Annotated in this window: 29 protein-coding genes; all 29 read right to left on the bottom strand. The window is 46.9% G+C overall.

Going from position 1 to position 25,572, the window contains the following annotated elements; all coding sequences use genetic code 11:
• Window positions 1-3: 3 nt before the first annotated feature.
• Window positions 4-1,179 (bottom strand): oxalate decarboxylase family bicupin, encoded by a 1,176-nt coding sequence (locus G9F50_RS09985; protein WP_060562789.1) that lies wholly within the window; start codon window positions 1,177-1,179, stop codon window positions 4-6.
• A gap of 29 nt (window positions 1,180-1,208) precedes the next feature.
• A complete protein-coding gene (gene ypjB / locus G9F50_RS09990; RefSeq protein WP_060562788.1) occupies window positions 1,209-1,991 on the bottom strand; it encodes a sporulation protein YpjB in 783 nt (260 codons plus the stop codon).
• A gap of 67 nt (window positions 1,992-2,058) precedes the next feature.
• Window positions 2,059-2,652, bottom strand: coding sequence for a lipoprotein heptaprenylglyceryl N-acetyltransferase LhaT (lhaT, locus tag G9F50_RS09995; protein WP_060562787.1), 594 nt, complete (start codon window positions 2,650-2,652; stop codon window positions 2,059-2,061).
• 107 nt (window positions 2,653-2,759) lie between these two features.
• Window positions 2,760-3,527 carry a menaquinol-cytochrome c reductase cytochrome b/c subunit gene (locus tag G9F50_RS10000; RefSeq protein WP_007409471.1) on the bottom strand — a complete coding sequence of 256 codons (768 nt, stop codon included), beginning with the start codon at window positions 3,525-3,527 and terminating at the stop codon, window positions 2,760-2,762.
• A gap of 31 nt (window positions 3,528-3,558) precedes the next feature.
• Entirely contained in the window at window positions 3,559-4,233 is a 675-nt protein-coding gene (gene qcrB / locus G9F50_RS10005) for a menaquinol-cytochrome c reductase cytochrome b subunit (RefSeq protein ID WP_003153485.1), read from the bottom strand.
• A gap of 1 nt (window position 4,234) precedes the next feature.
• The gene (locus tag G9F50_RS10010; RefSeq protein ID WP_003153484.1) at window positions 4,235-4,738 is read right to left on the bottom strand and encodes a Rieske (2Fe-2S) protein; all 504 of its coding nucleotides are present in this window, start codon (window positions 4,736-4,738) and stop codon (window positions 4,235-4,237) included.
• A gap of 138 nt (window positions 4,739-4,876) precedes the next feature.
• Complete coding sequence (locus G9F50_RS10015) at window positions 4,877-5,323, bottom strand: YpiF family protein (protein WP_012117852.1); 447 nt, start codon at window positions 5,321-5,323, stop codon at window positions 4,877-4,879.
• A 54-nt stretch (window positions 5,324-5,377) separates the two neighbouring features.
• On the bottom strand, window positions 5,378-5,917 hold the full coding sequence (locus G9F50_RS10020) for a ReoY family proteolytic degradation factor (protein ID WP_060562786.1): 540 nt from the start codon (window positions 5,915-5,917) through the stop codon (window positions 5,378-5,380).
• Between the two features lie 73 nt (window positions 5,918-5,990).
• Window positions 5,991-7,262, bottom strand: coding sequence for a tetratricopeptide repeat protein (locus tag G9F50_RS10025; protein WP_060562785.1), 1,272 nt, complete (start codon window positions 7,260-7,262; stop codon window positions 5,991-5,993).
• A 317-nt stretch (window positions 7,263-7,579) separates the two neighbouring features.
• Window positions 7,580-8,866: a 3-phosphoshikimate 1-carboxyvinyltransferase gene (gene aroA, locus G9F50_RS10030; RefSeq protein WP_060562784.1), complete on the bottom strand. Its 1,287-nt coding sequence runs from the start codon at window positions 8,864-8,866 to the stop codon at window positions 7,580-7,582.
• 11 nt (window positions 8,867-8,877) lie between these two features.
• Entirely contained in the window at window positions 8,878-9,993 is a 1,116-nt protein-coding gene (locus G9F50_RS10035) for a prephenate dehydrogenase (RefSeq protein ID WP_060562925.1), read from the bottom strand.
• A gap of 51 nt (window positions 9,994-10,044) precedes the next feature.
• Window positions 10,045-11,127, bottom strand: a complete 1,083-nt coding sequence (gene hisC / locus G9F50_RS10040; protein ID WP_060562783.1) for a histidinol-phosphate transaminase — start codon at window positions 11,125-11,127, stop codon at window positions 10,045-10,047.
• A gap of 11 nt (window positions 11,128-11,138) precedes the next feature.
• Window positions 11,139-11,936 (bottom strand): tryptophan synthase subunit alpha, encoded by a 798-nt coding sequence (gene trpA, locus G9F50_RS10045; protein ID WP_017418034.1) that lies wholly within the window; start codon window positions 11,934-11,936, stop codon window positions 11,139-11,141.
• Window positions 11,929-13,131, bottom strand: a complete 1,203-nt coding sequence (gene trpB, locus G9F50_RS10050) for a tryptophan synthase subunit beta (RefSeq protein ID WP_060562782.1) — start codon at window positions 13,129-13,131, stop codon at window positions 11,929-11,931. Before trpB ends, trpA begins: the two co-directional genes overlap by 8 nt.
• Complete coding sequence (locus G9F50_RS10055; protein WP_060562781.1) at window positions 13,112-13,765, bottom strand: phosphoribosylanthranilate isomerase; 654 nt, start codon at window positions 13,763-13,765, stop codon at window positions 13,112-13,114. The genes trpB and G9F50_RS10055 overlap by 20 nt, the downstream gene beginning before the upstream one ends.
• A 4-nt stretch (window positions 13,766-13,769) precedes the next feature.
• Window positions 13,770-14,522: an indole-3-glycerol phosphate synthase TrpC gene (gene trpC, locus G9F50_RS10060; RefSeq protein ID WP_012117859.1), complete on the bottom strand. Its 753-nt coding sequence runs from the start codon at window positions 14,520-14,522 to the stop codon at window positions 13,770-13,772.
• Window positions 14,515-15,531 carry an anthranilate phosphoribosyltransferase gene (gene trpD, locus G9F50_RS10065; protein WP_060562780.1) on the bottom strand — a complete coding sequence of 339 codons (1,017 nt, stop codon included), beginning with the start codon at window positions 15,529-15,531 and terminating at the stop codon, window positions 14,515-14,517. Before trpD ends, trpC begins: the two co-directional genes overlap by 8 nt.
• Window positions 15,503-17,050 carry an anthranilate synthase component I gene (gene trpE, locus G9F50_RS10070; protein WP_060562779.1) on the bottom strand — a complete coding sequence of 516 codons (1,548 nt, stop codon included), beginning with the start codon at window positions 17,048-17,050 and terminating at the stop codon, window positions 15,503-15,505. Before trpE ends, trpD begins: the two co-directional genes overlap by 29 nt.
• 223 nt (window positions 17,051-17,273) lie before the next feature.
• Window positions 17,274-17,657 carry a chorismate mutase gene (gene aroH / locus G9F50_RS10075; RefSeq protein ID WP_003153463.1) on the bottom strand — a complete coding sequence of 128 codons (384 nt, stop codon included), beginning with the start codon at window positions 17,655-17,657 and terminating at the stop codon, window positions 17,274-17,276.
• Entirely contained in the window at window positions 17,654-18,742 is a 1,089-nt protein-coding gene (aroB, locus tag G9F50_RS10080; RefSeq protein ID WP_015240104.1) for a 3-dehydroquinate synthase, read from the bottom strand. Before aroB ends, aroH begins: the two co-directional genes overlap by 4 nt.
• Complete coding sequence (aroC, locus tag G9F50_RS10085; RefSeq protein ID WP_003153459.1) at window positions 18,742-19,914, bottom strand: chorismate synthase; 1,173 nt, start codon at window positions 19,912-19,914, stop codon at window positions 18,742-18,744. The genes aroB and aroC overlap by 1 nt, the downstream gene beginning before the upstream one ends.
• Window positions 19,915-19,985: 71 nt before the next feature.
• Window positions 19,986-20,756: a protein-glutamate O-methyltransferase gene (locus G9F50_RS10090; protein WP_060562778.1), complete on the bottom strand. Its 771-nt coding sequence runs from the start codon at window positions 20,754-20,756 to the stop codon at window positions 19,986-19,988.
• Window positions 20,757-20,945: 189 nt separating this feature from the next.
• Window positions 20,946-21,392 (bottom strand): nucleoside-diphosphate kinase, encoded by a 447-nt coding sequence (gene ndk / locus G9F50_RS10095; protein WP_012117865.1) that lies wholly within the window; start codon window positions 21,390-21,392, stop codon window positions 20,946-20,948.
• Between the two features lie 120 nt (window positions 21,393-21,512).
• Window positions 21,513-22,475, bottom strand: coding sequence for a heptaprenyl diphosphate synthase component II (gene hepT / locus G9F50_RS10100; RefSeq protein ID WP_003153454.1), 963 nt, complete (start codon window positions 22,473-22,475; stop codon window positions 21,513-21,515).
• 28 nt (window positions 22,476-22,503) lie between these two features.
• Window positions 22,504-23,205: a demethylmenaquinone methyltransferase gene (gene menG, locus G9F50_RS10105; RefSeq protein ID WP_003153453.1), complete on the bottom strand. Its 702-nt coding sequence runs from the start codon at window positions 23,203-23,205 to the stop codon at window positions 22,504-22,506.
• A gap of 4 nt (window positions 23,206-23,209) precedes the next feature.
• Window positions 23,210-23,965 (bottom strand): heptaprenyl diphosphate synthase component 1, encoded by a 756-nt coding sequence (hepS, locus tag G9F50_RS10110; RefSeq protein ID WP_007409455.1) that lies wholly within the window; start codon window positions 23,963-23,965, stop codon window positions 23,210-23,212.
• A 156-nt stretch (window positions 23,966-24,121) separates the two neighbouring features.
• Window positions 24,122-24,349: a trp RNA-binding attenuation protein MtrB gene (gene mtrB / locus G9F50_RS10115; protein ID WP_003153449.1), complete on the bottom strand. Its 228-nt coding sequence runs from the start codon at window positions 24,347-24,349 to the stop codon at window positions 24,122-24,124.
• A 20-nt stretch (window positions 24,350-24,369) separates the two neighbouring features.
• On the bottom strand, window positions 24,370-24,942 hold the full coding sequence (gene folE, locus G9F50_RS10120) for a GTP cyclohydrolase I FolE (RefSeq protein ID WP_003153448.1): 573 nt from the start codon (window positions 24,940-24,942) through the stop codon (window positions 24,370-24,372).
• 186 nt (window positions 24,943-25,128) lie between these two features.
• Complete coding sequence (gene hbs, locus G9F50_RS10125) at window positions 25,129-25,407, bottom strand: non-specific DNA-binding protein Hbs (RefSeq protein ID WP_003153447.1); 279 nt, start codon at window positions 25,405-25,407, stop codon at window positions 25,129-25,131.
• Window positions 25,408-25,572: the final 165 nt, after the last annotated feature.

Raw genomic sequence — 25,572 nt, forward strand, 5'->3', positions numbered from 1 at the left:
CCTTTACTGTTCGTGTTTCCATTTGACAACCGGTGATTTTTTCTTTTTCAATCGGCGGGCGAATGCCGGACTGACATTGAGCGTCTGTTCGACGAAGCGCTGCGGCGTCAGTGCCAGCCATTGGTTTAAAGAGACATCTTCAAAACGGTCGCTTTTGAAAATTTCCAGAAAGCGAAGCACGGTGTCACCGGTATTCTGAACATAATGTCCCATTGCAAAAGGAACATATCCTACGTCACCTGCTTGATAGTTAAATGTCCGCGCTCTTCCCTCCGCCGCAAACACCGTCATTTTCGCTTCTCCTGAAAGATAATACTGCCACTCGTCCGTATTCGGATGCCAATGCAATTCTCTCATGCCTCCGGGTTCGACTTCCACGAGAGCTGCGGCAATCGTTTTTGACACCTTAAACGTTTTTGAATCGACAATCTTTACTCTTCCCCCGCTGGTAACAAGAGGCTCCTGCCGGGAAAGCTCGTAGCTGAACGGCTCCAAAACGGTGCCTTCCGGGGAAGAAACTGCTGCCTTTTCAATCGGGGGAGGCGGTTCCAGCTGGAACATGTAACGCTCTTTCTTGTGAATGTAGGCCAAGTCATATCCGGGAACACCGAAGTTCGCCTCCAGCACGCTGCGCGGGGTATGGGCAAACCAGTCCGTTACTGAAAAGGTGCTGTTTTCTGAAAAAGAGCCGTCATCAAAGACGAGCAAAAACTCACTGCCCTGCTCTAATCCTTGAATGGAATGAGGAATGCCGGAAGGAAAATACCACAGATCCCCTTCACTTACGTTGTCAATAAAATTCCTTCCATTTTGATCGACCGCAGTTAAACGGACTCCTCCGTTAATCACATATCCCCATTCGGCTTCTTTATGCCAATGAAGCTCCCGCACAGCTCCCGGCTTCAGTCTCATGTTCACCGCCGCGATGTTTTTGGATACCGGCAGTTCCCTGACCGTCACCTCTCTGGACCATCCGCCGTCTTCAAGCCTCATATGCGTATCAGAAAATGAGAATTTCAAGTTTTGAACCGTTCCTGCATCCGTTGAAGGCGGAACGAGCATGTCAGGATTCTGGAAGTCACGCGCGAGGTTTCGCGGTCCTTCGTCAGTCGCCCCTTTTCTGCCTCTGATCGGCTGCGGGAGGTGTTTTGAAGCCAATTGCTGGATGAGTTTTTTCACTGCCTTAGCTCCTTTACAGCAATTTGTGTTTATTTAGACTTAGGATACTCACGCTTTTTCTCTTTCTTTTTTTCCGCTCTGTATTTTCGGTAGCCGACATATGTCAGCGCAGTAATAATGATACCGCCTGTTGTCAGAATGACCCAGAGCAGCGAAGGGTCAGCGTCATCCCGCTCCACCTTGTCAAAAACCCGCTTTAAATCCTGCTGCAGGAGCGTCAGACGCTCAAGCTTTGTTCCTTTTGTCATCTGCTGAAACCCGTCCTGCTCAATCACCTCGATATGTTTCGCCACCGTATCAAGCTGGCCGGCCGACACATCCATTGTCAGGCTGGGATAAATTAAATCATATAATGATATAAATTCATTCCACTTTTCATTGAAATTTTCACTTCCGTTTCCGCTGACATCTTCTTTTAAGGCGCTGAATGTCGCCATAATCGGTCTTTCAAGCGAACCCCACAGCGGATCGGAGTGGTCTTCCATCGCATCCATTACCAACCTGAACTGGGCGGCTGCCCGGATTTTTTCGGTATCTGAGGCGTCTGCCTGTTTCAGAACGCGCACTAAATCATTGAAACCCAGAGTCACCTGCCTGACTTCGGCGCCGCTCAGTGAGTTTACGTGTGTCATTTTTTTCTTAAAGTAGCCAAGCACTTGCAGAGCCTCATCATACTGCGAATGCCGCGTCATTTGGAAAACGGTATCCGAAAGGTCGTTCAGTTCCTTGAGACCGCCCTCATCTTCAGCTTTGGCAGTTGTGATGAAACACATATGAGCAAGTAAAAGACAGATCGTCAGCTTTCGTTTCATAGAGGTCCCTCCCACTCCTTCTCTTTACAGAATATGAGGAGCGGGACAAGGTTAGACCAAGATTCTATCAGTGTAAGTCAAGCTTTACCCGTCTTTTAGAAATCACCAAATAGTATGCAAGGCCGAGTGAAAATATGCTCAGCCAGAATGTAGCATAGCCGATCACTTGCATATAGTCATTGAGCATTGAGTAGCGGGGCATCATGCCGAAAAGATAATCAATGACATCATTATGAAGCGTCCAAACAGCGGCAACGGCAAGATGCCATAACCGGAACCGAAAATACGGGCTGTATAAAACGCCTTGAACGGCCATGGCAAAATGTGAAGCAATCAGCATGTACCCTTCCAAAGGCATCTGCCCCATTTTGACCAGCACAAAGACATTCATTCCGACCGCCCACAGCCCGTATTTTACAAGGGTTACAAGAGCCAGCGCTTCAAACAGCGGCGCGTTTCTTCCCATGAGAAATGCCAGAAGCACGAACAGGAAGAAAAACGTCGCCGTCGGGCTGTCAGGCACAAATATCAGAAATCGGAACGGCGTGTCCGCAAGCTGAGGCACATACCAATAATAGCCGTACACCGTACCGATAAAATTAACGGCAAGAACAAGCAGAAGCATGCCTCGCAACCCTAAAAGATAAGAAATCCACCTCATACCATCAACTCTCAGTCCGTAAAAAGTATGTATCATGCAAAAAAAGCTGACATCCGGTCAGCTCTTTTCATAAAAGTATATCCTGCTATTGTCTACTTCACAATACGTTATTTCGCTGTCGTTTCAGAAATGAACTTCGCCAGCTGATCAAGCTGTTTGTCATTCCCTTTAAAAATACCGGCTGGCATCTGCCCTTTCCCTTTGACGGCGATTTTTTTAATTTCTTCCGGGCTCAGCCCGTTATCGACCAGGGACGGACCGGCGCTTCCGCCTTGAAGATTATCCCCGTGACAGGAAATACAGCCTTGTTCTTTAAATACCTTATAACCGTCTGATTCAGTATCAATGGCGGCTTCTTTTTTGATTTTCCCTTGCTCCTCCGCCTTCGCCCAGTCATGCGTCGCGACTGACTGCCACGTTAAAAAGACCGTAGCGCAAAGCGCCAAAAGCATCATACCGACCGCAACCGGACGCTTCCACGGCCTTCTTTCAGACCCCCTGTCGAGAAACGGAGCCAAAAGCAGCGACCCGAAGGCAAGACCCGGTATAATCATCGCGCCGATAACGGTGTAGCTCCCTGCGGCATATTCATATTTTAATAGCTGGTATAAAAATAGAAAATACCAATCCGGCAGCGGAATATACCCTGTATCCGTCGGGTCCGCCACCCGTTCCAAAGGCGGCTCGTGCACAATCGTTAAAACGAGAAATCCGACGAGGAAAACGGCCCCGACCATCCATTCTTTCAGCAGGAAGTTCGGCCAAAACGCCTCTGTCTTTCCAGGATACTCTGAATAGTCTTTCGGTATATTCGGTTTTTTTTCAGCCGGTATCCTTGAATCTCCTACAAACTTCATTCCTTTCCCCCGGTGCATGTCATCCCCTCCCTTTTATATCAGATTTGTATTAAAGCGGTCCTGAAATTCCCTGCTTGCGGATCATGACAAAGTGGGCGCCCATGAGCGCAAACAAAGCGGCAGGGAGAAAAAATACGTGAATCGCAAAAAATCTCGTCAGCGTTTGGGCGCCGACAATATCGTGGTGGCCGGCAAGAAGAGTTTTCACCTGCGCTCCGATCAATGGCGTCGCCTCCGCAATCTGAAGACCTACCTTTGTCGCAAACAGCGCCTTCATATCCCATGGAAGCAGATACCCTGTAAAACCGAGACCGAGCATCACAAAAAAGATCAGAACACCGACGATCCAGTTCAATTCCCGAGGCTTTTTATAAGCTCCCTGAAAGAAAACCCGCAGCGTATGTAAAAACATCATCACAATGACTAAACTTGCACCCCAATGGTGCATACCCCTTACAATCTGCCCGAAAGCGACTTCATTCTGCAAATAATACACAGATTCCCACGCGTTTTTTATATCCGGCACATAATACATCGTTAAAAACATCCCGGACAGCACTTGGATAACGGTTACAAAAAACGTCAAACCGCCGAAACAATAGACAAAAGCCGAGAAATGGTGAGCGGGATTTACATGTTCCGGCACTTCATGGTCGGCGATATCCCGCCACATCGGCGTAATATCGAGACGTTCATCCACCCAGTCATAAATTTTGTTCAGCATGTCACCCTTCCCCCCTAGGCTTTGCTTTTCCAAGATACAAAAAGCCGTCCTTTACTTTTTGCTCATAACGGTCAAGAGGCGCGAGCGGCGGCGTGCCCGGAACGTTCGTGCCGTCTTTTTCATACAGCCCGTAATGGCAGGGACAAAAGAACTTGTTCGGATTTTTAGGATCATTGTTCCAGTTTACGGTGCAGCCCAAATGCTTACAGATCGGAGAAAGCGCTATAATTTCATCCCCATGCTTGTAAACCCAGGCTGACCTGGATTCTTCCGATTCGTACCAGGCGTCGACTTGATGAATTTTAAAGTCAAACCGCTTCGGCTCCTTCGTCAGCTCATCCACACTGACAACCTGCACCATTTTTTGATCTCCCGTCGGTTTTAATACCGGGTCCAGCGCAAAACGGACCATGGGCATAAGCGCACTGGCGGCCATAAATCCCCCCACGCCGGTGAGCGCATAGTTTAAAAATTGTCTTCTTGATATATCTTGTTTTCCGCCCATCTCTTCCCCCCCCTAAAGATTGACCAAAAATTAACTAAAATAGAAAATAATTCTGAGATTTGACACCCTCATAATATATGAATCTTTCAGCAAGGTCAACAGAGGCAAAACGGGTGTTTTGCGAGATGCCTGGTGTTTTTAAGAATTGTTCCACTTCTGTAACAAAACGTTCAAAATTTCTCCGCACTTGTCATCCGCAATTTTTCTCTTTAAAGAGTCTTTCATATGTTCAAACGGAACGGCAGGTATGTATATGACATCAGACCCTATTTCAGAATCCTTCCATTTTTCGTCTGCCGTCAGGAACAAGACGTGCCGAAAGTTGGTCATCACCTCGTCTTTGAGTTTTTGAAGCAGGGCGATTTGTGATTGGTCTATATCAACATATGTATAAGAGGGGAATAAATATACCCGTCCCTTCAATTGGCGCTCAAGCTCTTCAGAAAGCAATTGGGTGCTTTCCCCCTGTTCAACGGCCTCTTTTAAGCCTCCTGAAGATGTTATGGAAATTAACGGAATGACAGCGGTATCAATGTAATCCGCAGATTGTAAATAGGCATCGGCATCAGCGGCCCTCCATCTCATGTCTCGTTCCTCCTCTTTACGCAACAAGCCTTGCATATTCTGCAAGGCTGTCATTTATGTGAGCTGATTCAATTGGCGGGAAAGCTTTTCAAATGTTTCTTTGTCGTGGCGGTCCAGCGCCTCGTCGATATCTTGAAGCAGCTTTTCCCGCTGGAAAGTGGAAATGGCATGTTCTAATATTTTTTCGGCCATCCCCTGATCCTGTTTATTTTCAAACAGGTCTTTCGGCAGATGCGGATTTGATTCAAGAACAGCGGCATATTCCGGTGAGCTGTAGGCCGAACGGAAATTCAGCTGGATAAATAAATCCTGCTGTTTATTTAACCGGATGTCATGAAAAGATTTTTCCGCGTCCGTAGTCATCACATTTTCTTTGTAAAACCTAAACGGCACCTCATCAACGCAATGAGTAGACATGATAATGCCTCGCGGGCAAAATTCGGCTTGTTCTACAAAATGGACTTTTTCCATTAATGAATCATGACTCATTAAATAATTTAAAATCCAGACGCACTCCCGGCGTTTAAGCTGATAATGATTTAAAAACCAACGGATAAAATCCTTTTTTTCATTGACAGAAACAGGGGTCTGCATGTAATTCCCTCCTCTATCGATCGTATAATCTGACATCACTTATACATTCAGCAAGCATGGTCCAAAATCCTGCTTATCTTAAAAATTCATCCTCTATCCGTAAGATTGTTTCTTCAAGCTCTTCGTTTGTTCCATCCATTGAAAGCACTTGTTTTAAAAGCGGCAGCGCTTCTTTCTGGAGACCCTCTTCCAATAAGAAGTGAGCGTATTCATATAAGAAATCCCGATCATCCTGATAATGGAGATACGCAGCTTCGAAGCTTTTTTTCGCTTCAGCGTATTGCTCAAGGCCTGTATAAGCACCCGCCAAATACCAATTGTATTTCGGATCTTCTTCTCCGTAGCCGCGGACTTCCTGAATCAGATCAATAATCTCTTCAAAGCTTTCTTCTTTATGATAGACGGCTAAAAGCGTATGGAGCGCTTCCACGTAACCCGGATCGAGCGCCAGCGCTTCCTGAAGAAGCTTTTTGCCTTCTTCTGCGTTGCCGAGCTTTAACGCCATTTTCGCCGCATAGAGAAAGAGCTCTTTATTGTATTCATCGTAAGTAATACCTTCTTTAGCGGTTTTTAATGCATCTTCATACATGCCTTCTGCCTCGTAGCTTTTTGCAAGCGGCATATAAAGCGATGAATAGGAAGGATCAAGCCCTTTTAAATCAGACAGCTGCTTGATGGCTGTTTTGACCATTCCCGCCTGATAGGCTGTGAACCCGTACCCGAAAATCGTATTCGGTTCTGTATGTTCTGCCGCCGCTTTTTCATACCATGAAATCGCTTCCTCAAATTCACCCGCCGCGCTCAATGACTCAGCCAGCCTCTGATGAACATTTACGCCGCCGATTTCGTGCCGTTCTTTTGCCGTCTCTTCAAAGTAAGGAACGGCTTTTGCGTATGATCCCTGAGTGAAGTATAATTCCCCCAGAGCGAAATCAATAACAGGTTCATCTTGTAACATCGCTTTCGCCTGTAACAGCTTTTGCTCACTTACTTCAAATAAGCCCTGCATCTGATACAGATCAGCCATTAAAAGAAGGCTTTCCGCGTAAGACGGGTCTTCCGGAGAAATTGTCTCCAGCACCTCAAGAGCTTTTTCTTCTTCATCAATATCTATTAACAATTCGGCGTAAAAATTCGTCAGCTCAGACTCATCCGGATAAAGGTCATGCAGATCACTGATCAGCGCTAACGCTTTTTCGGCGTTTCCCCATTCATAGTAGAGCTGGGCTGCAATGGCTTTGTCTTCGTCATGAAGCTGCGTTTCAGCTTTTGAAAGCGCTTTGAGTCCCTTTTCGGTTTCACCTGCTTCAACTAATTTTATGGCTTCTTGGATCAATGTATTCAAATCAGACCGGTCCTTTCTTTTCCTATACCTCATCAACCAATGAAAAGGGTTTTTATTCGGGTTATTCTTATCATAATTCAGACAGGGCCTGCCCGCAAATAAGATGCTTCACCCGGCATTATAGTTTATCAGAAAATGGTTAAGAGGAAAACGGCAAAAAAGGGGACGGCATCTTTATACGCAAACAGCGCAATTTGTTCCGGCTGTTTCTGTAACGAAAACGCATTCCCCCTTTCTTTTATTTTTCTGTTTAAGACAAGCTATGTCAAAGCCCAAGATTTTATGACTCATGAAGAAAAAAGCCCGAAGAATCGTCTTCAGGCTTTTTTGGCTAATTGATCTAAATGCTCAAAAAATGACGGATATGAGACATGGATCGCCTCAGTATCACGGATGTCAATCGGCTCTTCTGTCAGGCATGAAGCGATACCGAGCATCATGCCGATGCGGTGGTCGCCGTGGCTTGACACATCGGCTCCGCCCGCAAGCGTTTTTTTGCCGTGTATTTTCATGCCGTCTTCAGTCGGTTCAATGTCTGCACCGATTTTCCGGAGCTCTGATACGACGGTGTCGATCCGGTTCGTTTCCTTCACCTTCAGCTCCGCAGCGTCTTTTATGACAGTTGTGCCTTCAGCCTGCGTTGCCAAAAGGGCGATAATCGGGATCTCGTCAATTAAACGGGGAATGATTTCTCCGCCGATTTCTGCCGCTTTCAGATCTGAAGTTTCAATAACCAGGTCTCCGTAAGGCTCCGCGCTGTCCGCTTCTGAAGGAATCACTTCAAGTGAAGCCCCCATTTGCTTTAAGACATCAATCATTCCCGTGCGTGTCGGATTCAGGCCGACATTTTTCAGCACAATCCGGCTTCCGGGAACGACAGCGCCTGCGGCGAGGAAAAAGGCCGCTGAAGAAATATCGCCGGGCACGAAAATATCAGCCCCCCGAAGCTTCTGACCGCCCGTTACGGAAGCGCTCGTCTCCGTTTCCGCAAGCTCGGCGCCAAAAGCGTTCAGCATCCGTTCCGTATGGTCTCTTGATTTATGAGGCTCAGTGACGGTCGTCGTCCCTTCAGCCTGCAATCCGGCAAGCAGCACGGCGGATTTGATCTGCGCGCTTGCAACAGGGGAGACGTAATCAATGCCTTTCAATTGTCCGCCTCTTACGGATAAAGGCGTAAATCCTCCGTCCGCTCTTCCGTCAATCGCGGCTCCCATCTGTTTTAAAGGCTCCGTCACCCTCTTCATCGGACGCTTTGCAATACTTTCGTCGCCCGCTACCGTACTGTGAAATGGGCGTCCGGCTAAAATGCCGAGCATCAGGCGGATGGTCGTGCCGGAATTTCCGACATCAAGAAGGCTGTCAGGCTCACAAAGTGCGTCAATGCCCTTCCCGTATATCGTTACATCACTTCCGTTTTGTTCAATGGAGACACCCATTTTTCTGAAGCAGGCAATGGTGCTCAGACAATCGGCTCCGGGCAAAAAGTTTTTTACCGTTGTCGTTCCTTCCGCAAGCGCTCCGAACATAACAGAACGGTGGGAGATGGATTTATCCCCCGGAATATGAATTTCACCGTTTAAAGACGTCACTTTTTCTCTTTTCAATGTTTTCCACCTCAGTCAGCGTAAAATGTGTCATATTTAGCGCGGGATTGAATGCAGGTTTCCGCCCGCTTCCTGTCATTATCAGTCTGGAAACTGATTCTGAGAATTCCGTTAATATCTTCTCTTGTTTCGATAATGCGGATGTTGGTGATACTGATTTTTTCTTCTGCCAATATCGCCGTAATTTCCGAAATGACCCCCGGATGATCGGGAACATCGACATAAAGGTCATAAAAGGACGGGATCGCTCCTTTTTGACGGAGCGGCAGACCGTCGCGATAATCTTTCGCTTTTTTAAAATATCCGAACAGGCTGTCCGCATCTTCATTTTCTACATAAGATTCGATCGTGTCAATCTCCCGTTTCCATTCTTTGAAGCGGTCAAGCAGTTTATCTTTGTTATGAAGAAGTATGTCCCTCCACATCGCCGGACTGCTTGAGGCGATCCTGGTGATGTCCCGAAAACCGCCGGCTGCGAAACGTTTCAAAAACGGATAATCTTCTTCAGCATGATGAGCCTGATGTACGAGGCTTGCAGCAACGATATGAGGGAAATGGCTGATGACGCTCGTTACGCCGTCATGCTCCTCGGGAGTCATCTCCACAAAGTGGGCGTTTGCCGCTTTCAAAAGTTCCTTCAGATGCGTTACTGACTCTTTAGAAGTTGATTTTCCGGGTGTTAAAATGTAAAACGCATTTTCGAATAAAAATTCTTTCGCGGCAGCGGCCCCGGATTTATGAGATCCCGCCATCGGATGGCCGCCGACAAATTGATAGTGAGCCGGAAGCACTTTGTCGGCGTAGCTGACGACTTTCTGTTTCGTGCTGCCCACATCCGTAATCAGGAGTTCATGGGTGATGTCTGATGCGGCCAGCACATCGAGCATTTTCAGCGTTTGGGCGACAGGCGTGGCGATAATGACAACAGACGCTTGCTGCGCCCCTTCCGTAAATGAGCCGGCCCGCTCGTCAATAATTCCGAGCTTCAGCGCGGCAGTGAGCTGTTCTTCCGAAATATCCACACCGATAATCCGTTTATGCGGATGCTCCTTTTTGATGGCCAATGCGATCGATCCGCCGATCAGCCCGATCCCCGCAAGCAATATAGTATCCTTCATTTCACTCATTTCCTTTTTCAACTATTTTAATAGAGCAAAGAGGTGATGCCTGATCACCTCTTATAATATTGCAGCTAAAATTGTGAGAATTTCCTCATTCTGCTCTTTCGTACCGACCGTAATCCTTAACGCTGTCGGAAATCCGAGCGCCTGCCCTGAGCGGACGATATATCCTTTTTCCAACAGGGCTTGGAACAGTTCATCCGCCGGGCGGTTAAAATCAATGAGCACAAAGTTGGTTTGTGAAGGATAACAAGTTAATCCGTGAGTTTCTGCAAAATCATAATACTGCTTAAGGCCTGCTTTATTTTTCTCGACGCATTCCTGAATAAATGTCTGGTCATCAAGCGCTGCCAGTGCCGAAGCCTGACCGATTCTGCTCGTATTGAACGGCTCTCTCGCCGGTTCAATCTGGCGGATCAGCGCTTCGTCCGCAATGCCGTATCCGACACGCAGCGCGGCAAGTCCGTACGCTTTAGAGAAGGTGCGGAGGATCATGACATTCGCATATTGCTTTAAAAGCGGAATGCTTTCTGGGTAATCTTCCGCCGTGACATACTCGTAGTACGCTTCATCAAGTACAACGAGTATATGCTCGGGAACTCTGTTTAAAAAGGCAATTAGCTCTTGCTCAGAAGTATATGTCCCCGTCGGATTATTGGGGTTGCATACCCATATGACTTTCGTCTTGCCGTCAATTACTTCCAGCATCCGGTCCAAATCATGAGCCCCGTCACTGCGGAGCGGCACCTCGCGCACCTCAGCGCCTTCAATCACCGCATTGTGTCTGTATTGCGGGAAAGTCGGGGCGGCGGTAATCGTGTTTGCCTGATCATTTAATAAAGAACGGCAGATAATCTGCACAAGCTCATCAGAGCCGTTGCCGAAAATGATCGAAGATTCACTGACCTGCAGATGCTCACTGAGCCGCGTTCTCAAAGCGGCACTGTAACCGTCGGGATACAGCGCAAGCTGCTCAATCTCCTGATGCAGCGCATCTTTAGCGGCCTGTGAACAGCCGAACGGATTTTCGTTAGAAGCGAGTTTTACTACTTTCTCAAGCCCGTATTCCATTTTCACTTCTTCTATTGGTTTGCCCGGCTGATACGGTTTCAGCTGCCGCAGCTGTTCTTTAATCTGCAAATCCAGTCACCTCATTTTACACTGTACAGTCGTCCGAACGTCTTTGCGTATTCTTCAAATTCAAGAAGCGCATCAGCTCTTGTGCCGGGATTCACAAGCTTTGTTTTAAGCTCTTCAACTTTTTTGACAAGCGCGCTGCCGACAACGACACCGTCAGATATTTCATTCATCCTGTCAACCTGTTTGCGGTTTGAAATGCCAAAACCGACCGCCACCGGAACAGAGCTGAATTCTTTCACCTTACGAATGAAAGAGTATACAGACGGATCGAACTCGCTGCGTACGCCCGTCACTCCTAAAGAGGATACACAATACACAAAGCCGCAGGCCTGTTCAGTAATTATTTTCAAACGGTCTTCACTTGTCGGCGCAACCAGTGAGATATAAGCGATGTTCTCCTTTTTGCATGTCATTTGCAAAAGGGCGCTTTCCTCTAATGGAAGGTCGGGTACAAGCAGACCGTCTATGTCGTTTTCCCGCAGTAAAGCGAAAAAGTATTCTTTTTCTAATTGTAACACAGGATTATAATACGTAAAGAGGATAATTGGAATATGAACGCCGTTTTTTTTCATTTTGCCGCCAAGTTCAATTGCTTTTACGATATTCATTCCGTTTTCCAGAGCCCGTTTTGAAGCCCGTTGTATGACGGGTCCGTCCGCAAGCGGATCTGTGTAAGGAACGCCGATTTCAAGGGCAGAAGCGCCTGCATTCTGCAATGATATTGCCAGCTCAACAGAAATGTCAGGAAGCGGATCGCCAGCAGTAATAAAAGGGATAAATAATTTTTCAGAATCTCGCAGATTAAACATGTGTCTCCACCCCGTTTTCCAAAACATTCATCAGCGTATGAACATCTTTATCTCCTCTTCCCGACAAACTGACGAGAATGATTTTGTCTTTATCCATGTCTTTTGCCATTTCAAACGCTTTTGCCAGAGCGTGGGCAGATTCAATAGCCGGAAGAATACCTTCTGTTTCAGAAAGCAGACGTAACGCGGCAATCGCTTCATCGTCTGTCACGCTTTCGTACGTTACACGGCCGCTTTTATGCAGATAGGCGTGCTCAGGGCCGATCCCCGGGTAATCAAGGCCTGCTGAAATGGAATACGGTTCGATAATCTGCCCGTATTCATCTTGTATTAAATAGGTCATTGAACCGTGAATCACCCCGAGCGTCCCTTTTGCGATCGTTGCCGCATGCAGCGGCGTATCAATTCCTTTTCCCGCCGCCTCGGCGCCGATCAGCTCAATATCTTCGTCTAAAAAGGCCTGAAATATGCCCATCGCATTGCTTCCGCCGCCGACACATGCAACAACCTTGTTCGGGAGTGTTCCTTCAACCCGGCGGAGCTGTTCTTTCGCTTCCTCGCCGATGATTTTCTGAAATTCGCGAACGATATACGGATACGGGTGCGGCCCCACTACAGAACCGATGAGGTAGAAATGATCTTCACAATGCTGGACCCAATACCTGATCGCCTCATTCGTCGCATCTTTCAGCGTGCCGTTGCCGCTTGTGACCGGCACCACTTCCGCGCCGAGCAGTTTCATCCGGAATACGTTCAGCGACTGGCGTGCAACGTCTTCTTCACCCATAAAAACCGTACACTTAAAACCGAATTTTGCGGCGGCTGTCGCGGCAGCCACACCGTGCTGTCCCGCACCGGTTTCGGCGATGATTTTCGTTTTGCCCATCTTTTTGGCAAGCAGAATCTGGCCTAACGCGTTGTTAATTTTATGAGAGCCGGTATGGTTTAAATCTTCTCTTTTCAGATAGATTTTCGCCCCTCCCAAATACTCTGACACCCTGTCTGCGAACGTTAATGCAGTCGGTCTTCCAGAGTAATCAAACAGTAGTTTTTTATATTCGGCATGAAATACGGGATCATTCTTTAATTCTTTGAAAGCCGTTTCGATTTCCTCAAGGGGCCGCATCAATGTTTCAGGGACAAATTTGCCGCCGAATTCGCCGTATCTTCCGATTTCATTTGGATATGGATACATAGTGGTTCATCCTTTCTTCTAAAAGCCGGATCAGTGTTTGATCCTTTTGTCCGTTTTTTTCAATTCCGCTGGCAAGATCTATACCGCACGGACGCGATCTCAGTAAGCCGGTAATCGTTTCAGGATTAACGCCGCCCGCGATAAAACAGCGCTTGTTTGCATTTTGAGCCTGCTTTCGGTACAAGGGGACACGGGCCCATGAAAACGCGATTCCCGTCCCGCCTCTCATTCCTTTCACTGAAGAATCAATGACATAACCGTCGACAGCAGGTGCAAATTGAGCCATCTGACGGAGCGTCCCTTCCCCGTGATGGAGCGCTTTCCATATTTCCGAGTGCACAAGCGGACGGAGGCGGCGGGCATCCTCAGGCGATTCATCACCGTGAAGCTGGATGGCGTCAAGTGCCAGATCAGAGGCGATTTGCGCGATGTTTTCTATCGTTTCATTTACAAATACTCCGACATGTTTCTTGTCTGTCCGGACCTTCTCTTTCCATTTCCGGACCTCATCCGGCGTTACTCTCCGTTTGCTTGCGGCAAAAATAAATCCCAGATAATCCGCTTCTGAAGCTGCCGCAAGTTCATAATCATGCTTCGATCGTATTCCGCAGTACTTTACCTCAGGCTTTTTCATATCGTCACTCCCCGAACAGTCCGCGGATCGCCTTTTGCTGCGAATCCTCTCTCATTAAGGATTCTCCGACCAATACAGCCTGCGCCCCGTGCTTGTTGACGAATTGCAGGTCAGCCAAAGAACCGATGCCGCTTTCGCTGACCAGCAGGCAGCCGTCCGGTACAAGCTGCGCTATTTTTTCCGTTTGCGAAACAGAAGTACGGAACGTTTTTAAGTCCCGGTTGTTTATGCCGAGAATGTCCGGCTGAAACACTTGTAAAATCCGTTCAAGCACAGTTTCATCATGGACTTCAACGAGAACGTCCATGCCCTTCTCGCGGGCTTCCAGATAAAGCTCATGAAGCTCTGAAGGTTCCAGCGCTTCCCCGATCAGCAAAATGGCATCGGCGCCGATCCTGAACGATTCCTCCACCTGAAGGGAATCAATAATAAAATCTTTTCTCAGCACGGGAAGAGACACCGTTTGTTTAACATCTGTCAGAAATTGATTTCTCCCCTGAAAAAAACGGGTATCCGTGAGAACTGAAAGGGCGTCGGCTTTAGCCGCTTCATAATCCGCCGCAATCGTTTCCGGAACAAAATGCTCTTTAATCAATCCTTTAGACGGCGAAGCTTTTTTCACTTCGGCAATCAGCCCGATAAAACGGTTCGGGTTCTGGAGCGCTTTTTTAAAGGATCTCCGTTCAATTTGACAGGTTTCCGGCAGCACGATGGATTTGATTTCTTCTTTTTTCTGCTGAATGATTTGATCAAGCATACATTTCTTCCTCTTTCTGTTTCAGACGTTCGAGCTGCCTTTTGGCATCTCCGTTTTGAATCGCTTCTAAGGCGGTTTTCGTTCCTTCTTTCAGATCGTTTGCAAGACCTGCCGTATAAATGGCCGCGCCCGCATTTAAGGCGGTAATATGCAGAGCGGATGACGGAACTTTATTTGCAAAAATATTCTGAATGAGGAGCGCGCTTTCTTCCGATGAACTCACTTGAATATCCTTTAGTGAACCTTCTGTAAAACCGAATTGTTCAGGTGAAACGGAATATTCCAGACGTTCACCGTTTTTCAGTTCAATGATATCGGTCGGTGCTGAGATGGACAGTTCATCTAATCCGTCACGGGCCGACACAAGCATGACGTGTCTGACATCAAATTGTTCCAAAGCGCTTGCCATCAGGCGCGCTTTATCAAATGAATAGACGCCGATCACCTGCCGCTTCACCTGCAGCGGGTTGCTGAGCGGACCCAGCAGATTAAATACGGTTCGGAAGCCAAGCTCTTTTCTTGCGGCGGCGACGTGCTTCATTGACGAATGAAACAGCGGCGCAAACAAAAACCCCATTTGTTTCATTTCAATGCTGCGTTTAACGCTTTCTGGAGTGGCTTGAATGGAAACCCCCAGCTTTTCCAGCACATCCGCGCTGCCGCTTTTAGACGAAACGGAGCGATTTCCGTGCTTGGCAATTTTAGCTCCGGCGGCAGAAGCTGTAATCGCCGCTGCCGTGGATATGTTAAACGTAGAAATCCCGTCTCCGCCTGTTCCGCACGTATCAACGACATCCGCCAAGCCACCTGATGTCTGTGCCCGCGCCCGCATCACTTTTACAAATCCGGCAAGCTCCTCCGCCGTTTCACCTCGGTGGGCTAACACCGATAAAATCCCGCCGATCTCAGACTGCGACATGTCCCCGTTCATCATCATTTCCATCAGCTTTTCGGCTTCTCCGGTTTTCAGCGTACGGCCATTAACGCACGATTGCAGAAATTTGTTCATCCGTCTTCTCCTCCCCGCCAGAAAAGATGTCTTCTGCGATTTGAATCGTTTTTAAAAGCGCCCCCGCTTTGTTACAGCTTTCTTCATATTCGGCTTCCGGGACGGAATCGGCGACTATTCCCGCGCCCGCCTGCACCGATGCCGTACCGTTTTTGACACTCATGGTGCGGATGGTAATACACGAATCAATCGACCCGTCAAATCCGATATAAGCGATACATCCGCCGTAGGTTTCTCTGGAAGTCGGTTCTAATTCATTTAAAAGCTGCATCGCGCGGATTTTCGGAGCGCCCGTGAGTGTTCCTGCCGGGAATGCTGACATCAGCGCGTCAACGGGATGGATGCCCTGCTTTAAACGGCCGGTTACAACAGAGATGATGTGCATCACATGTGAAAAAGAAACGACCTTTGTGAATTCCGGAACGGCTACGGAACCGTACTCCGCAACTCTGCCGATGTCATTGCGCGCAAGATCGACGAGCATGTAATGTTCAGCTTTTTCTTTTTCGTCATTCATCAGCTCTTTTTTCAGGCGTTCATCCTCTTCTTTTCCGGCGCCCCTTCTTCTCGTTCCGGCAATCGGATGAATTTCCAGGTGCCTGTCATGCACGCGGATCAGACGTTCAGGAGAACTACCGACAATGTCTCTGTCAGGCAGTTTGATATAGTACATATAGGGTGAAGGATTGATGATGCGGAGCACCCTGTACAGCTCAAATGAATGTCTGGATACCGGAATGTCAAACTTTTGCGAAAGCACCCCTTGAAAAATGTCTCCCGCTTTTATATATTCTTTCAGTTTATTAACGCCGGCCATAAACTCTTCTTTCGTATAATTTGATGTCACAGCGGCAAAACTTGGCGTGTCAAACGTTTCTTTAGAAAAAAACGGCTCTTTCATATCTTTCGATTCTGTCAAAATACCGATAAGCTTACGAAGCTCCGCGCAATTTTCTTTAAAAACGGCCCGCTTTTCTTCCTCCGTCTCCCGGCCGTTAAGCGCCGCATATTGAATGAAATGCACTTGTTTCGTTTCGTGGTCGTACGCGATGATTTTCCGGCAGACAAACAGCATGCATTTTTCGAAATCTGTTACTTTCGCGTGGCTTGGCACGGAAGGCTCAATCAAAGGAATCATGTCATAGCTCAGATAACCGACCGCCCCTCCCGAAAATGGGATATCAAGCTCGGGTGTTTTAATGCGGAAGCTCTCATTCATCCAGTCAAGCACGGCTTTTAATTCTCCGGCTTCAAACAGCGTATGCCCATTTGGATCAGCGGCAGTGAATGTGTTATGACTCTCTTTAATCGTGATAAAAGGATCAAGGCCGATAAAAGAGTATCTCGACCAGCTTGACGACTCATCCTTGCTTTCTAAAAGATACGTAATGTTTCTGTCCAGTTTTTCAACCATCTGAATGGGTGTGATCGTGTCGACCGTAAAAGTCTCTGCGATTGGAATGGTGCGGTGTGTCAGACTGTCCTTTAAAAATAAAGAAACATCCGATTGTAAATTCATGATTCTCCTCCTTACGGTAAGGAGAATGAGATGAAGAGTGAGAGGAGTCTTGCGTATAAGAAATAAACCCAAAAGAAAGGCTTCTTTTGGGCAGAATAAAAACGTGTTTATCTCAGCTCAGCTAAACTCATTCTCTGCTACCCTATTCTAAACTCAACTGTTCAATGTCTTACTTACCAGCTCTATACACACTCTTGTGTATTTCTAAGCTTTGTTTATCGTATTACATGTCAGTATTTTTTGTCAATGATAAATCCGGCCTTAACACAACGGCTTTTTCTAAATAGACATGCTTGATTTCATCCTGAGGCGTATCCGTCTGAACCGTCATCAGGACACGGATACACTTTTGCAGAGCGCCGGTGACATCCATTTCCTGCATGCACGTCACCGGGACGTATTGCCACCCGGAAAGGCGGCGGACCGCTTTTGCCGGAAATACGGAATGGATATCAGGCGTGGCGGATAACAGGATCTGTACAACGTCTTCCGGCTTGCATCCATTTTGTTCAATGATTTTTTCAAGCAGCTGCTGTGTTTTTTCTAAAATTTCTTGTTCGGTGTCTTGTTCCACCGTTGTTGCTCCGCGAATGCCGCGTATCATCATGCTGTTTCCTCCATTCGCCATTTGTTCAGCAAATTTTCGAGCTCATCTTTTGAAAGCATGCAGTCCCGCGCTTCGCCTAATTCCTTTAACACGATGAACTGTGTCATGCCTCCGCGCGTTTTTTTATCATTCATCATCCGGGCGGAGAGAACCGGCGTTTCAATATCTTGTCTGATGCTTCCCGGGTAGCCGAGCCCAATCAGCCATTGTGTGAGTTCTTTCCTGTTCATCTTGCAACGTGCAACCTGTTCACTCACGTAAAGGGCAAACTGCATGCCGAGGGCGACCGCATCTCCATGTGTAATCCGTCCGTAGCCGTATTCCGCCTCAACGGCATGGCCGAGCGTATGGCCGAAATTCAGAAAAGCTCTTATCCCCTCTTCCTTTTCGTCCTCACGCACGACGGCCGATTTGATTGAAATTCCTTTATAAATCATTTCATTCAGCTCAGCGCTTGTCAGTCCTTGCAACGTGTCAAACGTGAGAAGTTTTTCTAAAAAAGCATAATCGGCGATAAACGCGTGTTTGATCACTTCAGCCATGCCCGATCTCAGCTCTTGTTCCGGCAGGGTTTTCAGAAGCTCCGTATCGTAAATCACCGCTTTCGGCTGATAAAACGCGCCGATTAAGTTCTTTCCGAGTTTATGGTTGACGGCCACCTTGCCGCCGACCGCGCTGTCATGGGCAAGCAGTGTTGTCGGCATTTGAATGAAATCAATTCCGCGCATAAAAGTTGCTGCGCAAAAGCCGGCCAAATCACCCGTCACGCCGCCTCCGAAGGCGATCATACATGAGGAGCGGTCCATATGGAAAGCGATCGCTTCCGTTTGAATCCGTTCATACTCTTTTAGAGATTTCGCTTCTTCTCCGCTTGGAACGATCACTTTTTTCACGGGCCATGTTTCGTTTAAAAGCCGGAACATCTCATCACCGTAAAGCCGGTCAACTTCAGCATCAATGATGAGAAGGATCTTTGTCAGCGGCCTGTTCAGTGAAGACAAAAGGGCAGCGGCCTGTTTCCTTATGCCTTCACCGATATACACGGGATATGCGGAGGAAGCTGTCCGAACCTCAAGCTCTTTCATCAGAATTCCCTCGATAATTTTTTCATGTTTTCAACATTTTCTTTAATTCGGTCGATCTGGTCAAGCCCGAATTGTTCAACGACGGCATTTGCGATTTCCCAGGCCACTGCTGCTTCAGCCACTACACTTGCTGCCGGAACCGCGCAGCTGTCTGAACGTTCAATGCTCGCAGTAAACGGTTCTTTCGTTTCAATGTCGACGCTTTTCAGCGGCTTGTACAAAGTAGGGATCGGTTTCATAACGCCGCGGACGACAATCGGCATTCCCGTCGTCATACCGCCTTCTAATCCTCCGAGCCTGTTTGTGGCGCGTGTATAGCCTTTCTCTTCATCCCATACGATTTCATCATGAACTTCACTGCCGTTTTTGCCGGCCGCTTCAAAACCGATGCCGAACTCTACGCCTTTAAACGCGTTAATCGACAGAACGGCAGCAGCGAGCTTGCTGTCCAGCTTACGGTCATAGTGGACATAGCTTCCGACACCGACCGGCATGCCTTCGACGATCACTTCAACGATTCCGCCGATCGAGTCGCCGTTTGCCTTCGCTTCATCAATGGCTGCCATCATTTGACGGCCTGCTTCTTCATCGTAGCATCTGACCGGTGATTCTTCCGTTACCCGTTTGAGATCCTCAATGGATGTGTAATCGGTTTTCTCTGCTTTTACGCTGCCGATTTGAAGGACATGTCCGGCGACTTTAATGCCAAGCTCCGCTAAAATCTTTTTAGCGACGGCTCCGGCAGCCACGCGAACCGTTGTCTCACGCGCGGAAGATCGTTCTAACACATTTCTCATATCACGGTGATTATACTTAATCGCACCGTTCAAATCTGCGTGTCCCGGTCTCGGTCTTGAAATCTGGCGTTTCATTTCACTTTCTTCTTCTTCTGTAATCGGTGCAGCGCCCATAATTTTTGTCCAGTGGGTCCAGTCTTTATTTTCTACAACGAGCGCGATCGGTGAACCGAGTGTCCGGGCATGCCGCACGCCGCTTGTGATCTTCGCTCTGTCCGTTTCAATCTGCATGCGGCGTCCGCGGCCGTGCCCTTTTTGACGTCTGGCAAGCTCAAAATTAATGTCTTCTTCAGTTATATAAAGCCCCGCAGGCACACCTTCTATAATTGTCGTCAGCTGCGGACCGTGTGATTCTCCGGCTGTTAAGTATCTCATTTCTTTCTTCTCCCTTCATCGCATTAACGCTTTTAAGTAAAACTATACCACAAGTTTTCATTAAATGTCTTCTATCTTTTTTGATAAAAAAATGTATCAGTGCTCTCAAGGCCGAATTTTTCCGGGCTGAAAATTTGTTCTGTACTGCCGACAAACAGAATTCCGTTCTTTTTCAGACTGCCCGCCATTTTCACATACAGCTCTTCTTTTGCTTTTTCAGTAAAATAAATAAAGACGTTGCGGCAGACGATCAGATCAAAATCCTGTTCATAGCTGTCGGCAAGCAGGTTGTGCCGCTTAAACCGGATGTTTTTCTGAATCTCTTGTTTTACTTGATAGCTGTTGTCAGTCTGCTTGGTGAAATAACGGCTTTTCACGGAAGCCGGCACCTCTTGCAGCGAGCGTTCCTGATAGATGCCCCGCTTGGCTTTGCTTAGCGCCTTTTCATCAATATCTGTCGCCAATATATCAAATCCGGCCAGTCCCGTCTGCTGATTGAGAATCATCGCCAAAGTATAGGGCTCCTCTCCCGTTGAACAGGCCGCACTCCATATTTTTAACGGTTTGTTATGCTTTATTAATGGGAGAATTGAGGTTTCAAGAACTTCCCACCGTTTATAATTTCGGTAAAATTCAGAAACATTGATCGTCATTCTGTCCAATGTTTCATTTAATAAAAGCTTATCTTTTTCCAAAGCGGCGGCAAATTCCTGAAAATCTCTGAACCCCTTCTTTTCATAAAGGGACGTCAGCCGCCTTTTCATCTGTGCTTCTTTGTATAAAGATAAATCAACGCCGGTTATTTGTTTCCACTTGGTGATAAAAATGTCGTAAGGCTCCATTGCTTCTCTCCCAATCTCGCTGTCTTTTGTCCTAGTATAGCCTGTTTTCTGTCGAAATTGTACGATTTCAATAAAAAAATCAGCCCGCGGGCTGATTTGTGAGAAACGAAAAGACAGGGCGGAACAGCCTCTGTCTTTCATAAATGATGTAAACCTTTTCATAATACGAGAAAAAGAAAGGCTGACGGTTTAGTACACCCAGTCGGCCATTAATTTTTGATACGGTACAAGCTCTTCCTGTTTAAAGAAAATGTGAATTTCCCGCTCAGCGCTTTCTAAGGAGTCTGAACCGTGAATGATATTTTTGCCGACAAACATGCCGTAGTCACCGCGGATTGTGCCCGGCAGTGCATCTTTCGGGTTCGTTTTTCCGATCAGCTGTCTTGTGATCTCTACTACATTTTCCCCTTCCCATACCATTGCAAATACGGGTCCTGATGTAATGAATTCCACAAGCTCGCCGAAAAACGGCTTCCCTTTATGTTCAGCATAATGGGTTTCAGCCATCTGTTCTGAAACTTGCATTAGCTTGGCTCCTGCCAATTGTAAGCCCTTACGCTCAAATCTGGATAAAATCTCTCCGATCAGCTGGCGCTGTACGCCGTCCGGTTTTACCATGATAAAAGTTTTTTCCATAAGATTCTCCACCCCATCATTATGTATAGGCTTTCAAGTTGCACACCGAAATCGTAACATCTTTCTGACAATTAATCAATCCAGGGCGGAGAATGTTCACATCTTGTTCGTAAAAGGAATTTAAAATTTCCGTTTGCCGATATATTTGGCGATGGCGGCCAATGATGAGCGCGCACGTCCTCTCGGCAGTGTATTCAGTTTTTCAAACGCTTTTTTTAAGTACCTGTCACTGACGGCCATTGATTTTTCAATCGCGTCTGTGCGTTTAATATTTTCAATAATGGGGGCGAGCTGCTCCTGTGTTGTTTCACTGTTAATTAATTTCAGCTGATTTTTCAATTCAGGCTGACGGAGCGCGTACAAAACGGGCAGAGTGACATTTCCTTGCAGCAGATCCCCTCCGACCGGTTTTCCCAGTTCCTCTTCCGTTGAAGTGAAATCAAGAATGTCGTCAATAATCTGATAGGACATGCCCACGTAATAACCGAACCAATATAATGCTTTGTGAATCTTCTCATCAGCTCCCGAAGCGATGGCGCCGAGCTGGCAGCTGACGGCAATGAGAAGAGCCGTTTTCCGTTTGATGCGGCGCAAATAGGTTCTGAGGTTTTGTTCCATATTGTATTTATCTCTGATCTGTTCAATTTCTCCGAGGCATACTTCTACGATGGTTTTGGACAGGATCCGGTGGGCTTTCGGCTCATCCAATCTCGTCATCATCTCAAGTGAGCCCGCAAGCATATAATCACCGGTATACATGGCGATGCGGTTGTCCCACTTGGCTTTGATGGTCGGTTTTCCCCTCCGCAGCTCGGCGTCATCAATGACGTCGTCATGCACGAGGGACGCCATATGAATCATTTCCAGCGTCACCGCAACATATTTTATTTTATTAATGTCATAGTCGCCGAACATGCCGGAAAGCAATACGAAAACAGGGCGGATCCGCTTGCCGCCCGCCTGGAGCAGGTGGAGCCCGGCTTCACTCAGCAAGGGATAGTCTGACCGCACCGTTTGCTCAAGCTCCCTTTCGATCACATCAATATCGTCATTTAAAAAAGAATAGGCCATTTTAAATTTCATATCATTCACCCAAACATCTGTATATTCATCATTTCCAACCGATATGCGTAGCGGCCACTCCGCCGGTAAACGAATGGTATTTGACATTCGTCAGGCCCGCTTCTTCAAACAGACGCGCAAGCTCTTTCATACCGGGAAATTCTCTTGCCGATTCTTGAAGCCAAGAATATTCTTTATAGCTCTTCGCAAACATTTTTCCGAAGAAAGGCATGATGTATTTAAAATAAAGAAAATATGCCTGTCTGAATCCGAACATTTCCGGCTGGGATGTTTCCAGACATACGACCTGTCCGCCCGGTTTGACGACCCGCCGCATTTCTTTCAGCACGGTCAGATAGTCGGGAACGTTTCGCAGCCCGAAGCCGATGGTGACAAAATCAAAAGAATCATCAGCGAAAGGAAGCTCCATCGCATTTCCGTGCAAAAGCTCAATTTGGCTGTAACCGCCCTCTTTCACTTTTTTCTCACCGATGCTCAGCATATTTTTGCTGAAATCCAGTCCTTTGATTTCGCCGCTTTTTCCGGCAGCTTCTGCGAGGGCAATCGTCCAGTCAGCCGTTCCGCAGCAGACATCAAGCGCTTTTGCGCCTTCTTTTACATTCATGATCTGCATCGTTTTATCGCGCCATTTTTTATGCTGCTGAAAACTGATAACAGAGTTCATTTGGTCATAATTTTTATAGATTTTTTCAAACACGCCGTGTACGCGCTGTTCTTTTGACTCCTGCATGAGATTACCCTTCTTCCACTTTCTGATGATATGTTTTGTCCTGGCTGATCGCTTTAAGCCGGTTCAGCATTAGGTTTTGGATTGGTGAATTGAGCGGCAGCAGCGTTTCAATGCTTTGCTTTGCCTTTCGGAAGCTATCTTCCATTATGTCAGCCTTTGATTTCCCTGACTTTACAATATTGCCGATGACATCGAGAAATATAGCATTGCCGTTCATCAGCCGCTTATATACAAAAAAATCACTCGCCAGCTCTTTCCAGCGCGGAAGATTAAAGTGGTCTGACACTCTGTGAAACAGGGCCGCTTCCACAATCGCCATGCTTTCGATCAATTGATTCAAGTCATTGACAGACCGATCGTACAGACGGATTTTATGCTCATTGATTTCTTTAATTGCCGTAGCGAGCGTCCGAATCATATAGATATCCTTCATTTCAGATAAAAGCGAATAATACAGTCCGCTGAAATAGTCGCCGGCAAGCACGGTGAGCTGCCGGTTTTTATTTTCGTCTCGCTTTAACGCTCTGGCTGTTGTCACTTCATCGTGGGTATCAAGGGCGCTTTGGACAAGCATCGCAGTTACTATGTAATTTTCTCTGTCGTTGTTCTTAATGTCCGCCTCTTCAAACAAAGCGTGAAAAAGAAGAAGCTTATCCTCATCGATTTTAGGCGCAGAAATATGTTTCGCTAAATAAGGATGAGACAGCTTTTGTTTTAATTTCGTATTTAGATTCGCTAAAGTTCCGTAGATGTCTTGCAAAAATATCACCCTTGTCCCCAAATTCACATTTATTCTAATATGTATGAGATTTACTCGTCATTATTATACGCAGGTATCATTATAGCATAAAAAAAAGAAATTGGCTGTATTCTCCCGCCGTTTGCGGGCATTTGGCAAAAGCGGGAAACAGCCGGCTTATTTTTTTTCGCTGTTCATTTCTCCGTAAGCGGTCTGGATGAGGGCGTTGCCTCTCACTTTGATGGCAGAGGTATGCTCAGTAAACTGAGCGATAATCACTTCGCCTTTGTCCAGTTTTTCGGAATGGTGAAATTTCGTATCCGTTCCTCTCGTTAAACCGATGACGTTCACGCCGTCCTCGACCGCTTTAATGACGACAAAATCACTTGAATGCTTTGAATTCATATCTGCACCCTCTATCATTATTAATCCGCACGTTTAATATGTTCTAACACTTCGGAACGCGCCGCTGCGTCATCTTTAAAAATACCTCTTACAGCGGAAGTCACTGTTTTTGCACCCGGCTTTCTTACGCCCCTCATCGTCATGCACATATGCTCAGCTTCGACGACAACCATGACGCCGTGGGGATCTAAGGTCTCTACAATGCTTTCTGCAATCGTTGAAGTGATGCGCTCCTGCAGCTGCGGGCGTTTTGAGACGGCTTCCACCGCCCGCGCCAATTTACTCAGGCCCGTCACTTTGCCGCCGCGCGGAATGTAGGCAATATGCGCTTTTCCGTAAAAAGGAACAAGGTGATGTTCACACATGGAATGAAACGCGATATCTTTTACAAGAACAAGCTCCTCATGGTCTTCTCCGAAAACGGTTTTAAAGTGTTCTTTCGGGTCTTCATTTAATCCCGAGAATACTTCCGCGTACATTTTTGCCACGCGTTTCGGCGTATCTAAAAGCCCTTCCCGGTCCGGGTCTTCTCCAATCGCCTCTAAAATCTGGCGAACCGCCTGTTCAATCTGTTCTTTATTAACTTCTTTCATTGTCTGTGTCCTCCACCATTGAATACATTTAATTTCGATTCTAGCACATTTGCCGCGCCAAAAGCAAAACGAAAGTCCTGCCCGGTGACCGAGGCTGCTTAAATATGAAAAGCCCCTTTATCAAGGGGCTTTTCTGTGAAGAAACAAAGTGTATGTATCAGATGCATACACGATCTATATTCACAATTATTTTCCTGCAACAGCGTCTTTAAGAGCTTTACCTGGTTTGAAAGCAGGTACCTTGCTTGCAGGGATTTCGATTTCTTCACCTGTTTGCGGGTTACGTCCTTTACGTGCAGAGCGCTCGCGCACCTCAAAGTTACCGAAACCGATCAGTTGGATTTTATCACCGTTTTTAAGTGCATCTAAAATCGTATCAAAAACAGAATCAACTGCTTTTGTAGCGTCTTTTTTAGACAATTCGCTTGCTTCAGCAACCGCATTGATTAGTTCTGTCTTGTTCATGCCTTTCACCTCCTCCCAAAAGGGTATCAAATCAGCAGTTTATTATCATTTCTTCACAGTTCAGCCTGATTCTAAACCTGTCTGATAAAAAATCAAAGCAGGGAAGAACAGACAAGTAAACGGCTTTTCAAAAGAAAACAGACACTTTGAGGAATGTTTGTCCAA

The sequence above is a fragment of the Bacillus sp. EKM206B genome (assembly GCF_011066015.1).
Lineage (GTDB): Bacteria > Bacillota > Bacilli > Bacillales > Bacillaceae > Bacillus > Bacillus velezensis.

Bases quoted from the DNA above. Each gene is read 5' to 3' on its own strand.
- qcrB (WP_003153485.1), bottom strand. From the start codon at position 4,233: ATGCTGAACAAAATTTATGACTGGGTGGATGAACGTCTCGATATTACG.
- menG (WP_003153453.1), bottom strand. From the start codon at position 23,205: ATGCAGGAGTCAAAAGAACAGCGCGTACACGGCGTGTTTGAAAAAATC.
- ypjB (WP_060562788.1), bottom strand. From the start codon at position 1,991: ATGAAACGAAAGCTGACGATCTGTCTTTTACTTGCTCATATGTGTTTC.
- aroB (WP_015240104.1), bottom strand. From the start codon at position 18,742: ATGAAAGAGCTTGAGGTTCGGACAGCTTCCTCCGCATATCCCGTGTAT.
- hepT (WP_003153454.1), bottom strand. From the start codon at position 22,475: ATGAAATTTAAAATGGCCTATTCTTTTTTAAATGACGATATTGATGTG.
- mtrB (WP_003153449.1), bottom strand. From the start codon at position 24,349: ATGAATTCAAAGCATTCAAGTGATTTTGTCGTCATTAAAGCGGTCGAG.
- G9F50_RS10000 (WP_007409471.1), bottom strand. From the start codon at position 3,527: ATGCACCGGGGGAAAGGAATGAAGTTTGTAGGAGATTCAAGGATACCG.
- trpD (WP_060562780.1), bottom strand. From the start codon at position 15,531: ATGAACAAATTTCTGCAATCGTGCGTTAATGGCCGTACGCTGAAAACC.
- G9F50_RS10015 (WP_012117852.1), bottom strand. From the start codon at position 5,323: ATGAGATGGAGGGCCGCTGATGCCGATGCCTATTTACAATCTGCGGAT.
- folE (WP_003153448.1), bottom strand. From the start codon at position 24,942: ATGAAAGAAGTTAATAAAGAACAGATTGAACAGGCGGTTCGCCAGATT.
- trpB (WP_060562782.1), bottom strand. From the start codon at position 13,131: ATGTATCCATATCCAAATGAAATCGGAAGATACGGCGAATTCGGCGGC.
- aroH (WP_003153463.1), bottom strand. From the start codon at position 17,657: ATGATGATACGCGGCATTCGCGGAGCAACAACGGTGGAACAAGACACC.
- G9F50_RS10010 (WP_003153484.1), bottom strand. From the start codon at position 4,738: ATGGGCGGAAAACAAGATATATCAAGAAGACAATTTTTAAACTATGCG.
- trpC (WP_012117859.1), bottom strand. From the start codon at position 14,522: ATGCTTGATCAAATCATTCAGCAGAAAAAAGAAGAAATCAAATCCATC.
- trpE (WP_060562779.1), bottom strand. From the start codon at position 17,050: ATGAATTTACAATCGGATGTTTCTTTATTTTTAAAGGACAGTCTGACA.
- trpA (WP_017418034.1), bottom strand. From the start codon at position 11,936: ATGTTTAATCTGCGAGATTCTGAAAAATTATTTATCCCTTTTATTACT.
- G9F50_RS10055 (WP_060562781.1), bottom strand. From the start codon at position 13,765: ATGAAAAAGCCTGAGGTAAAGTACTGCGGAATACGATCGAAGCATGAT.
- G9F50_RS10090 (WP_060562778.1), bottom strand. From the start codon at position 20,756: ATGGAGCCTTACGACATTTTTATCACCAAGTGGAAACAAATAACCGGC.
- ndk (WP_012117865.1), bottom strand. From the start codon at position 21,392: ATGGAAAAAACTTTTATCATGGTAAAACCGGACGGCGTACAGCGCCAG.
- lhaT (WP_060562787.1), bottom strand. From the start codon at position 2,652: ATGAGGTGGATTTCTTATCTTTTAGGGTTGCGAGGCATGCTTCTGCTT.
- G9F50_RS10035 (WP_060562925.1), bottom strand. From the start codon at position 9,993: ATGAGTGAAATGAAGGATACTATATTGCTTGCGGGGATCGGGCTGATC.
- aroC (WP_003153459.1), bottom strand. From the start codon at position 19,914: ATGAGATACTTAACAGCCGGAGAATCACACGGTCCGCAGCTGACGACA.
- G9F50_RS10020 (WP_060562786.1), bottom strand. From the start codon at position 5,917: ATGCAGACCCCTGTTTCTGTCAATGAAAAAAAGGATTTTATCCGTTGG.
- hbs (WP_003153447.1), bottom strand. From the start codon at position 25,407: ATGAACAAGACAGAACTAATCAATGCGGTTGCTGAAGCAAGCGAATTG.